General features: G+C 43.4%; 11 protein-coding genes. 6 read left to right on the top strand and 5 right to left on the bottom strand.

Translation table 11 applies throughout. The annotated features are described in order from the left end of the window. The first annotated feature begins 247 nt into the window (after positions 1 to 247). The 5 genes from MNV_RS18610 (at position 248) to MNV_RS20940 (ending at position 4,287) form a co-directional block, all read left to right on the top strand. On the top strand, positions 248 to 940 hold the full coding sequence (locus MNV_RS18610; RefSeq protein WP_096207438.1) for an RAD55 family ATPase: 693 nt from the start codon (positions 248 to 250) through the stop codon (positions 938 to 940). 46 nt (positions 941 to 986) lie between these two features. Further along, the gene (gene gpmI, locus MNV_RS18615; protein ID WP_218838073.1) at positions 987 to 2,510 is read left to right on the top strand and encodes a 2,3-bisphosphoglycerate-independent phosphoglycerate mutase; all 1,524 of its coding nucleotides are present in this window, start codon (positions 987 to 989) and stop codon (positions 2,508 to 2,510) included. A gap of 33 nt (positions 2,511 to 2,543) precedes the next feature. Then, positions 2,544 to 3,656 carry a hypothetical protein gene (locus MNV_RS18620; RefSeq protein ID WP_096207439.1) on the top strand — a complete coding sequence of 371 codons (1,113 nt, stop codon included), beginning with the start codon at positions 2,544 to 2,546 and terminating at the stop codon, positions 3,654 to 3,656. 179 nt (positions 3,657 to 3,835) lie between these two features. Then, a complete protein-coding gene (locus MNV_RS18625) occupies positions 3,836 to 4,162 on the top strand; it encodes a hypothetical protein (RefSeq protein ID WP_096207440.1) in 327 nt (108 codons plus the stop codon). 2 nt (positions 4,163 to 4,164) lie between these two features. Beyond that, positions 4,165 to 4,287: a hypothetical protein gene (locus MNV_RS20940; protein WP_257000117.1), complete on the top strand. Its 123-nt coding sequence runs from the start codon at positions 4,165 to 4,167 to the stop codon at positions 4,285 to 4,287. A 5-nt stretch (positions 4,288 to 4,292) separates the two neighbouring features. Here the strand turns inward: MNV_RS20940 and MNV_RS18630 are convergent, their stop codons facing one another. From MNV_RS18630 to MNV_RS18650, 5 genes are all read right to left on the bottom strand, one after another. Beyond that, a complete protein-coding gene (locus MNV_RS18630) occupies positions 4,293 to 4,976 on the bottom strand; it encodes an FKBP-type peptidyl-prolyl cis-trans isomerase (protein WP_096207441.1) in 684 nt (227 codons plus the stop codon). Positions 4,977 to 5,048: 72 nt separating this feature from the next. Further along, on the bottom strand, positions 5,049 to 5,585 hold the full coding sequence (locus MNV_RS18635) for a metallophosphoesterase (RefSeq protein ID WP_096207442.1): 537 nt from the start codon (positions 5,583 to 5,585) through the stop codon (positions 5,049 to 5,051). Beyond that, positions 5,582 to 6,403: a hypothetical protein gene (locus tag MNV_RS18640; RefSeq protein ID WP_096207443.1), complete on the bottom strand. Its 822-nt coding sequence runs from the start codon at positions 6,401 to 6,403 to the stop codon at positions 5,582 to 5,584. Before MNV_RS18640 ends, MNV_RS18635 begins: the two co-directional genes overlap by 4 nt. 284 nt (positions 6,404 to 6,687) lie before the next feature. Next, positions 6,688 to 6,987 carry a hypothetical protein gene (locus MNV_RS18645; RefSeq protein WP_179294094.1) on the bottom strand — a complete coding sequence of 100 codons (300 nt, stop codon included), beginning with the start codon at positions 6,985 to 6,987 and terminating at the stop codon, positions 6,688 to 6,690. Positions 6,988 to 7,058: 71 nt separating this feature from the next. Next, complete coding sequence (locus MNV_RS18650; protein WP_096207445.1) at positions 7,059 to 7,232, bottom strand: DUF2080 family transposase-associated protein; 174 nt, start codon at positions 7,230 to 7,232, stop codon at positions 7,059 to 7,061. Positions 7,233 to 7,285: 53 nt separating this feature from the next. On the opposite strand from MNV_RS18650, the gene MNV_RS18655 reads away from it, so the two are divergent. Continuing rightward, positions 7,286 to 8,146, top strand: an 861-nt coding sequence (locus MNV_RS18655; RefSeq protein ID WP_096207446.1) for an ISNCY family transposase, incomplete at its 3' end; no start/stop codon positions are given.

Genomic DNA, 8,146 nt, shown 5'->3' on the forward strand with positions numbered 1-8,146 from the left:
GATTCTAATTTTAATAGCATTATAATGATTTATAACTGATAAATATAAATAGCTTATTATACAGATAATAAACGATTATAAACAATCAAAAACGATTATAAACTACATAACATCCCTGAAACTCAAAGAAACTTAAAAGGATTGTCGGCATATTTATATTAACAATTGATAATAATACTTCTATGATGATGCGAATGATGATACTAATCGAATTTGTTGAATCAAAGAAATAACAAGGGGAAATAGCATGATAGAAACTGGGATTTCGGAACTGGACAAACAACTGGGCGGTGGCATAAAGAAAGGGTCAAATATCATGATGATCGGTCCTCCGATGAGCAGAAAGGAAGTTATTCTGAACCACATAATGTACCACGGGGCAGCAAAAAATAAGAACGCGGTAATAACGGTGAACACATACGAAACAGGAGCCGGTATCCTGGAATGGTTCAGGGAGAATAAGTTGATCCTGCCACTCTCAAGGATAGGGATAGTTGACTGCATTACAAGGATGATCGGCGTTGAAGCTGATGACGATGATAACATTAAAATAGCGAACCATCCGGTCGATTTAACAGGAATAGGCATCAGGATCAGCCAGTTCCTTGAGGAATATTCCATGAGAAAGAATGTCCGAAAGATTCAGCTTTGTGTTAATTCACTTTCTGCATTATTATTATACTCGAACATTAGAATAGTTTACAAGTTCCTGCATGTTTATACAAGGCGTATCAAGGCAGCAGGGGGTCTTGGAATATATGTACTGGAGAGCGGAATACATGACATGCAGTCGATAGCGACACTAAACCATCTGTTTGATGGTGTAATGGAGATCAAATCCGAGAACGGTAAGAACTTCATACGGGTGATCGGCCTGTCACCAAAACCCACACTCTGGCTTGAATATGAGATCGATGGCGCTAAGGTGATGATAACGTGATAAATAACCGATAACTACATACGCCAACGTAAAGTATTCAGCGTAAATGATTAAAAAAAGACCTCTCTTGCTGATGATACTTGACGGTTACGGCATAAGCGGGACAAAAGAGGGGAATGCTATAGCCGCTGCAAGAAAGCCGAACATGGACGAACTGTTCGCTGCTTACCCTCACTCCGAACTCGAATCATCCGGGGAATCTGTGGGGCTGCCTGACGGCCAGATGGGGAATTCCGAGGTCGGGCATCTCAATATCGGTGCAGGCAGGATAGTGTACCAGGACCTGACGCGGATATCCGGATCGATCCGCAAAGGGGATTTTTTCAGGAACAAGGTGCTTCTTGAAGCCATAAGTAACGTCAAAAACCACAACTCATCGCTGCATCTCATGGGTCTTCTCTCAGACGGCGGGGTGCACAGCCATATAAGCCATCTGTATGCGCTCCTACGGCTGGCTAAGGAACGGGGTATTAAAAAAATGTACATCCACGCGTTCCTTGACGGCAGGGACGTGCCCCCTAAAAGCGCCCTTACGTATATTGAAGAAGCTGGGAAAAAAATGAAAGAGCTGGGCGGCGAGTTCGCGACTATATCGGGCAGGTATTATTCGATGGACCGTGACAAAAGATGGGACAGGGTGGAGAAATCTTATAATGTTATGACCTCTACCGCAGGCGTTATAGCTGAAAACGCCTATCTTGCGGTAGAAAATGCCTATGAACGGGGCGAGACCGATGAGTTTGTTACCCCGACTGTCATTTTAAGGGATGGAAGACCTGTAGCTTCGGTTTCGGATAATGATTCTCTTATTTTCTTTAACTTTCGCTCGGACCGCGCCCGCGAGATAACCCGCGCATTTATAAACAATGATTTCATGGATTTTAAACGAAAACAGCATCCTCATACCTTTTTTGTTTGCTTTACTCAGTACGATGAGACCTTCCGTGCCCATGTAGCTTTTCCCCCTGAATCGTTAAAAAATATCCTTGCAGAAGTCCTGGCAGGGCGCCATTTAAGACAGCTCCGCATCGCAGAAACGGAAAAATATGCCCATGTCACCTTCTTTTTTAACGGAGGCGTGGAAGTGCCGGTCACGGGAGAGGACAGGATACTGATACCATCCCCCGGAGTGGCAACGTACGATATGCAGCCTGAGATGAGCGCTTTCCTGGTAACGGATGAAGTTGTGAAAGCGATATCCTCGGGTAAATATGATGTTATCATCCTGAATTACGCCAATCTTGATATGGTAGGACATACGGGTGTTTTTGAGGCTGCAGTGAGAGCGGCAGAAGCAATAGATCAGTGCATCGGCAGGGTATTCGATGCTGTAAGAGCTGCAGGGGGGCTCCTGATCATTACAGCCGACCACGGTAACGCAGAGAAAATGATAGATGAGGATGGAGGTATCCATACAGCGCATACCTCTAACCCGGTACCCTTCCTCATCTGTGAGAAAAGCCTCATGCTCAGAGACGGCATACTGGCTGATATAGCCCCGACGCTTCTTGAAATACTGGGCATCCGGAAGCCGGAAGAGATGGCAGGGAGATCATTAATACTGCCATAATAATTTATATACTATTCAAACCTATATTATTTCATGGATGCAACTGGCGATCTAACTATCTTTAACGGGAAACTCACCATACTTGTGGCTTTCGGTATCGGGGGAGAAGTGGATAAAAGCCAGCTGGCAAAGCTGTTCGGCTCGGACGTGATCGCAGAAAGGCGGAACAAACCCATAGAAATGGATCAATCAGAAGGCGTAGCTGTAATAGTTGCAGGCAGCGAAAAAATAACGTGCGGCGTGAATATATTCACGGACGTTTTTATCGCAGGCGTATCCCTCCTGCGCGCTGAATTCGAGATCAGGGACAGGATATTGTTCAACGATATACTGGTCGCACTCCACTCTAACACGATCATAGTGGAAGGGCATGATTTCCAGACTTTCACGGACAGGAAGATTAACGAGATACGCGAAAAACTTAATGCAGGGAAGAAGGTTTCGTACTATCCGATCACAAAGAGATATACGCTCCTGAAAATAAAGGATTTTACTCCCAAACTTGACCAGAAAAGCCTGAAGGAACAGTATGGCGAGGTTATCACGCGTTTTGTATCAGGTGAGACCTCGATCCGTCCGCTGCACAGCAGGGAGATAACTGAGAAACTCGCCAACGACCTGTCCTATTATGATGAGGACCTGTTCCTTGCCTCGCCTGAAGGCGTATTTATACTGGGCTGTGATGACTATCTTAAGGACCTGCGGGAACTGCTTGAGCTTGCAATATCACTTTTGCTTTTATTCCAGATATATGACAGGAAAATCGACTCGGAAATCGATAATGCATTTGACGCGATAAAAAAGCTCAGCAGCTCGAAGCTGTATTTCCTTACGCAGGCGCCAAGAAAACTTGAAAAGTCACTGTTCAAAGTCAGTGAGATAGGGCTTGTAATCCTCGATGATATCGAAGACCTGATGAACCCGCACAAGATAACCGCTGACTGGTATTATCAATCTGCCTATCAGAAGATGCTGAATACCCTGAAGGTAACGGATTTTGAAAAAGTAGTTCAGCATAAAATAGATGTTCTTGAAGATCTCTATGCGACTGCGAGAGAACTTTCTACAGAGCAGTTAACGATGATTCTCGAAGCTGCAATAGTCGCGCTGATACTGTACGAAGTGATAATTCCTATCATCAGGTGAATTTCCCGTTAAAGATAAAACCGCGTTTCTGCATATCTAAACTTTTCTCAACTAATGTGAAGTTTTTCACACGCCTGCTTATAATAATGTGATTTTGTATGAAAGAGTAAGAATGTTAAAAGGAGATGCCGTTGCGGGGCAGTTCCTTACATCAATAAAAACCGCTTGCGGAGGATAAAATGAGTGAAATAGTTGAATTCCTGACACAGCCAGCAACCCAGGCGGTTTTCTGGTTGATATGCATAGTGTTTGCCTTCATGTTCGCAAACTACGTTAAAAGGCAGAGTTTCGGTGACGATACAGGTACGAAAGCATGGGCGATCATTGCCATTGGATTGTTTTTAATCGGTCTGAGGGTAAGCTTTAAGCTGATATTTCCTGATTTTTCCGCCAGCTACGACCTTCAGGTGACAAGGTACCTGCTGGGAATTGCAGGTGGGGCAGTCCTTGTTTACGGGTTCTTTAACTACTATAATGTGATGAACAGCCTGTACAGGGGTGCATAGACATGGCATGCAATCTTGGTCCGGATATACTCTGCAACAGCATAAACAACCTGCGTATCGCCGAGGACGCGGTAACTGCAATAATAATAGCGGCTGTCATTTACCTGCTGATTTTTACAAACTGATTGAGTTATTCTTCGGTCTTTTTTGGCGCCAGCACGTCCTTATTGTATTTTTCCTGATAGATAATTTCCTTAATATCCGTATTGCTGATTATCTCATTTGCGATCTGTCTCTTCGAGATGAGCCACCGCTGGTTAAAAGTCAGTTCAGGCTCAATATCCACGAACAGGGTTCCATCGTCTATCCTGATTGAGAACTCTTTACCGATATACAGGCCCAGAAGACCTTTGACCTTACTTTCCGTATCCTCTATTTTCTCTTTTATCTCGTATTCGTAAGTAACGGTCTGTCCTGCCAGGAACCTGTTGAAGTCCACCTGTGCCATCCTGCCTATGACCCTTATCACTATACCCGGGCGACCGTCTATCTGCACCGGCATCCCGACCTGCGGCCTGTCCTCGAACCTGGTGATGGGTACGGTCTCTATCAGTTCAGGGTTCCTGATGCCGAATGCTTTTTCGGGAGGAAGCGTGACAGTGCCTTTGTATCCTACTTCCTTGCCTTCTAAATCCTCGTCCAGTCCTGCCACGGTATGACCCGCGCCCACAATTATTATGTCCCCCCCGTACTTCCCTTTCTCATTGTAGATGTTGTTGGCTTTCGCAACCTCTTCATCTGTCGTGTCAAAAATGCGATCGTCATTTCTTCCGGTATATGAAACTTTAATAAAATCTCCCTTTTGGATACTCATAATTATTCGTTCCTTTTTTCCGCTCTTGATGTATCGATGGTATAAAATACTTACCTAAAGTTCTTTCAGAAATTATTTATAAAAAGACCTCGCGCTTTCAATAGCGCCGCACGTTGCCCCCGTAAGCGTTATCACTTTTCCCGATATTTTGCCCCCATCGATAACCAGCTCAACCGCAGCCGGCTCGGACAGCCTCGGGAATGTGGGGCTGCCCGGGCAGACGAGGAGCATGTCCGCCCTCTCGATCACAGGCTTGTGGATATGACCGAAAACCAGCACATCTACGCCCATCTCTTTTGCCAGGTACCATGCGCCTGTAGTATCCTGGAGGGAAAGAGCTGCTTCATGGACTATCCCTATTTTTACGCCCTCTGCCTCTATTACCCTGCGCTCCGGGAGAATTTCTTTTAATTTTATTTCATCCATGTTGCCGTGAACTGCCTCAAGCCTGTTAAGTCCTGCAAGCTCATCGAATGCAGCTTTCATGACAAAATCGCCTGCGTGGATGATCATATCCGCCTCTTTGAGCAATACCACAAGCTCTTCCGGTAGTTGCTCTAATATCGAGCCGTGTTTTATGTGCGTATCAGAGATCGCAATTATCTTCATGCGTAACCATAGTCCATATAGTTCAGTTCTTTTTTGATGTCCGATAGGAATGTCTTATAGACTTCAACGGAAAAATCAAGCCACTCCTTGAAATCAGAATTCAGTTTCTTACCGATCGCATCTTCTTTCTCCGTCCTGCTCGCTTCGCCGTAATCCCCGAACCCTTCGAGGTTTTTTTCCATGAACCAGTAAAGCGCGCTCTCTGCAAAAGGTTTCGGGACAAGCGGGGATGTATAGGATATCTTCAGCATGAGCTGGTTCTCCCTTGCAAGCTCCTCTGAAGTTATTCCTGTCTTTTCGATGGCTTTCTTTAATGTCTCATCGCTGATCTTCTGTTTTTCTTCAGGTGTGAATTTCCTGGTTTCAGTTTTCATCAGTGCCTCTTCGTATATGCCCTTTTGAAGCAGTTCGTGCTCAAGCGTGTACTTTAGCATTTTTTCGCTGGCTTCCTTTATATAAGACCTGTTGAGGGTTATTATCGAGTACCACGAGCCGAGGTAATACCGCCTGTTCATCGCGACCGCGTAATCAAAAATAGAGGGCATCCTTAGAAAGATGCTCTGCGAGAATACAACGGCATCGGTTGAGAGCAGCAGGATTTTTGATGGCGTAAGCTTTCTGGCGTTCTCAAGCCCGTCCATGCCGTACATGGATCCGGGCTCTTTCAGGTACTGCTCGCTCAGGGTGATTATATTCCTTACTTCCTCAGGCTTCAACTGGTTCAATGCAAAAGCGATGTCCTTTGCGGCTGATCTTATCCACAATGTATAATCTTCTATGAATTGTTCCTTCTGGCTTTGTTCCTTCTGGCTTTGCATAGCTGATTAATCGCGGCGGCTAAATAAATAGTTAGCGGGATTGCTTTATTTTATACAAAACATCAGTGCATCAGGCATAATAATTTTTAAACGTATATTTGTAAAACCCATAGTAAAGATTATATATAATCTATGTATATTTATTGCAGTGGAAGGTGCTATGGCGATGGTATGAGCATTCTGAAAAATGTCTTAACAACCCTCAATGAATGGAAAACAAAAAGGATATGGGCAAGGATCCTTAAACAGGAACACAACGACGCCTGAGAAAAGAACAGCGAATCTCAATGCTGCCACCTTGTACGCGACTCCCTTGTAATATGCTCTTTCTCAAGCCTTGCGCGCGTATCTTTAAATAATGCTCTGATACGTTCTTCGCTGCACAATGGATCATCTAAGGTGCATTCTTTACTTTCTACAGCTTCCATTGCAAGGCGGAGGGCACGCGTCTCCAGCGCTGGCAGGGTATCTTCAAGGGTCTTCTTCAGCCATTTATCATCCTTTGACAGCACGCCCACGAACATGGAAGGGATAATATCGCGCTCTATGGATTCAAGTCTTTTCTTTGCACTAACCGTTACCATAAGGATTATGTTTACCTGCCAGAATATAAAACCTGAGGCTTTATCGGCTGTGGGACAAAATAGAACCAGCTTCAATCAACTAAGCTCTTAGTGATTATCACGTAAACCCTTTTTCCAATGTATTTTCTGGGAATATCAGCTTTGGCTGAAGTGCCAAAAGGAGTAACAACCCTTTCCAGAAACCCTTCTATTTCGCCATCCTTCAAAATCAAGTCTTCTTTTTTAAGTTCTATAATTCTTGCCATACCAGTAGATATCTATAGATATCTATATAAAGCTTTGCATCCAAAATAGCATTATGATGCGAAGTGAAGACATTCGGAACAGACTAAAAGATATAGATGAATTTCTCCTCAACCAGTACAAAGAGAACAAGAAAATAGAGAAACGTGATTTGCGAACATATGAACAGCAATTAATGAATCGGATCAAAGGAGCAATCCGTAATCTTGAACCTCTGATAAATGAAGCAACAAATATTAAAATTCATAGAGGCAGCGGAAGACCGCCCAGTCTTGATTTAAAGCAGAGTGTCATTATTCTCTTATTGAAAGAACTAATCGGTGAAACAAACAGAAAAATGGCTTCGATGCTTACTTTATTTTCACTTCTTTCAGGAATTGATGTTGGCTATAAAACAGTAGAACGATTATACTCAAATTATGATATCAAAATGGTGATTTATAACCTACACATGCTGATTTTAAAAGCAAAGGGAGTTAAGAATGTAGATGCATGCGGAGATGGGACAGGCTATTCATTAACGATAAAAAAGCATTATGCCTCTGAAACGCAGAAACGAAAGGATAAAGCAAAAGAGTATTCTGGAACCAGGGCTTTCGTATATTCCTTTAAGTTGCTTGATCTTGAATCAAAGATGTATGTAGCATTTGGAATGAGTTTAAAAAGTGAAAAGGAAGCTTTTGATAGAGCAATGGATATGCTAAAACATATTGATGTAGAAATCGATAGTATAAGGCTTGATAAATACTACAGCTTTCCTTCTTATGTGGATAGATTCGGGAAAGCAAAGGTCTATGTCATTCCGAGAAAAAATGCAACATTGAGAGGTTCCTGGAAATGGAAGGATACAATGAAAGAGTTTGTGGATAATACCATTCCGTACCTTGAGCAATATTATCTTAGAAATAACTCTGAA

The organism is Candidatus Methanoperedens nitratireducens (assembly GCF_900196725.1).
Lineage (GTDB): Archaea > Halobacteriota > Methanosarcinia > Methanosarcinales > Methanoperedenaceae > Methanoperedens > Methanoperedens nitroreducens_A.

Excerpts from the sequence above, each read along its gene's own strand:
- MNV_RS18645 (WP_179294094.1), bottom strand. The coding sequence starts at position 6,987 with ATGGTAACGGTTAGTGCAAAGAAAAGACTTGAATCCATAGAGCGCGAT.
- MNV_RS18625 (WP_096207440.1), top strand. The coding sequence starts at position 3,836 with ATGAGTGAAATAGTTGAATTCCTGACACAGCCAGCAACCCAGGCGGTT.
- MNV_RS20940 (WP_257000117.1), top strand. The coding sequence starts at position 4,165 with ATGGCATGCAATCTTGGTCCGGATATACTCTGCAACAGCATAAACAAC.
- MNV_RS18650 (WP_096207445.1), bottom strand. The coding sequence starts at position 7,232 with ATGGCAAGAATTATAGAACTTAAAAAAGAAGACTTGATTTTGAAGGAT.
- MNV_RS18630 (WP_096207441.1), bottom strand. The coding sequence starts at position 4,976 with ATGAGTATCCAAAAGGGAGATTTTATTAAAGTTTCATATACCGGAAGA.
- MNV_RS18610 (WP_096207438.1), top strand. The coding sequence starts at position 248 with ATGATAGAAACTGGGATTTCGGAACTGGACAAACAACTGGGCGGTGGC.
- MNV_RS18620 (WP_096207439.1), top strand. The coding sequence starts at position 2,544 with ATGGATGCAACTGGCGATCTAACTATCTTTAACGGGAAACTCACCATA.
- MNV_RS18640 (WP_096207443.1), bottom strand. The coding sequence starts at position 6,403 with ATGCAAAGCCAGAAGGAACAAAGCCAGAAGGAACAATTCATAGAAGAT.
- gpmI (WP_218838073.1), top strand. The coding sequence starts at position 987 with ATGATTAAAAAAAGACCTCTCTTGCTGATGATACTTGACGGTTACGGC.
- MNV_RS18635 (WP_096207442.1), bottom strand. The coding sequence starts at position 5,585 with ATGAAGATAATTGCGATCTCTGATACGCACATAAAACACGGCTCGATA.